This is a genomic window from Exiguobacterium sp. UBA5002 (assembly GCF_002396765.1).
Classification (GTDB): Bacteria; Bacillota; Bacilli; order Exiguobacteriales; family Exiguobacteriaceae; genus Exiguobacterium_A.
The window spans coordinates 102,536-104,215 of sequence record NZ_DGYQ01000038.1 but is presented as its reverse complement, the minus strand read 5'-3'; the positions used below and the strand labels follow the sequence as shown (position 1 = coordinate 104,215).

Genomic DNA, 1,680 nt, shown 5'->3' with positions numbered 1-1,680 from the left:
GATTCCCGTTCGTGTCCAACCATCCGTTCCGAGTAATCCAACGACCGTCGTGACACCACCTTCGAATATGTCTCGAACGGTCAGCGATGCTGTTCTCGTTGCAAATCCGCCTTCTCCTCCCCCACCGATTGGATGTAAGTGTCCATCGATGAATCCAGGAACTAGCTGTTTGCCGCGACCATCGATCCGATGCGTAATCATTGCTTCATCTATGGTATAGGAACCGATTCCGATGATCTGATTTCCTGCTATGTAGATATTTTGCGGCATCTGTTGCCACAGAACCTGTTCGATGACGATCATCGATCATTCCTCCTTAAGACAAAAAGCGAGCCTATCGCCCATGTGACGACATCTCGCTTTTCCTTATTCTGCCTTAGTCCCTTGACCAAGACCTAAATCTTCATTGACGGCATCGAGTGCGAAAACGACAAGTGAAGTGACGACAGACATAGCTGTCGCGAATCCGAAGCTATACGTTACTGCATCAACTGCCGATACGATGAACACAGCTGTGTTCACGAGTAAGAATGACCAAAAGAATGTAACGAGAAAACGCATGATTTCCCCTCCGTTTCCATAACGTACTATAGAGTTATCCTACGATTTGTAGTATACCATTTTTTAAACCAAGCAACAGCTTTTCTCTAATTTTTTCAAGCGCTTTCTTTTCCTTGAAAAACTTAATCGTTTCATACGAAGGACAATCGCTTCATATGCTACAGTAGAATTAACGAAAAGAAAGCGGAGGATTTCATCATGACCCGTCACTTAATCGCTGTCGATCTCGACGGCACCCTTTTAAAAGATGATAAGACAATCAGCGCTGCGAACATCGCTGCGCTCCAGCGTGCGCGTGCGAATGGTCACGAAGTCGTCATCGCAACCGGACGACCGTTTCGTCACGCTCGAAAATATTACGAACAGCTCGGTTTAACGACACCGATCGTTAACTTTAACGGTGGTCTCGTCCATCATCCACAAGACATCCACTTTGAAGTTCAGCATCATCCGATTCCATTAAAAACTGTTCAACATATTTTAGAATCTGTCGCTGAGACGAAAACACAAAACATCGTCTGCGAAGTCACGGATCATGTCTATTTTCAATATGATCCGGTTGGTATTTACGAATTCTATACCGACCATGCCTTATCCGTCACGACCGGAGATTTACGAAAGGTGCTTATGCATGAACCAACCTCTCTTTTAATTCATGCCAAAGGAGAACACGTCGATGAGATCCGCTCCGAACTATCTGGTATCCATGCTGAGACAGTACTCAATCGTCAATGGGTGAAACCTGAATTCATGGTCGAAGTGATGCGAAAAGGTACAAGTAAGGCGGTCGGTCTTGCTCACATCGCGCATCATCTCGGGATTGATTCCCGACAGATCGTCGCGTTTGGTGATGAGGAAAATGATTTAGAGATGATCGAATATGCTGGACATGGTGTCGCGATGGGTAATGCCATCCCTGCGCTGAAACATCTGGCAAACGGCACGACGAAGCGAAACGAGGATGACGGGATCGCGTATTACTTGAGACACGTACTTGGACTCACATGAAAACAGATAAAGAGGCTGACTCAAAAAAGAATGACGCGTCTTTTCACGCCCTTTCCTCAGGCGAGACACAAGCCAGTTTTCCTGCTTCATTCAAGCAGGAAAGCGGGTCTT

2 protein-coding genes and 1 pseudogene are annotated in these 1,680 nt (G+C 46.1%); 1 reads left to right on the top strand and 2 read right to left on the bottom strand.

Going from position 1 to position 1,680, the window contains the following annotated elements:
- Together B4C70_RS12220 and B4C70_RS12215 are read right to left on the bottom strand one after the other, a co-directional pair.
- Window positions 1–303: pseudogene (locus tag B4C70_RS12220) on the bottom strand (beta-aspartyl-peptidase); the annotation flags it as partial.
- Window positions 304–366: 63 nt separating this feature from the next.
- The gene (locus B4C70_RS12215; RefSeq protein WP_023467415.1) at window positions 367–561 is read right to left on the bottom strand and encodes a YjzD family protein; all 195 of its coding nucleotides are present in this window, start codon (window positions 559–561) and stop codon (window positions 367–369) included.
- Window positions 562–759: 198 nt separating this feature from the next.
- Between B4C70_RS12215 and B4C70_RS12210 the strand changes: the two genes are divergently transcribed.
- Window positions 760–1,569: a Cof-type HAD-IIB family hydrolase gene (locus tag B4C70_RS12210; protein WP_290779783.1), complete on the top strand. Its 810-nt coding sequence runs from the start codon at window positions 760–762 to the stop codon at window positions 1,567–1,569.
- Window positions 1,570–1,680 lie beyond the last annotated feature (111 nt).

What these genes read in the sequence shown, in the direction of transcription:
- B4C70_RS12215 (WP_023467415.1), bottom strand. Translation starts at nt 561, where the DNA reads ATGCGTTTTCTCGTTACATTCTTTTGGTCATTCTTACTCGTGAACACA.
- B4C70_RS12210 (WP_290779783.1), top strand. Translation starts at nt 760, where the DNA reads ATGACCCGTCACTTAATCGCTGTCGATCTCGACGGCACCCTTTTAAAA.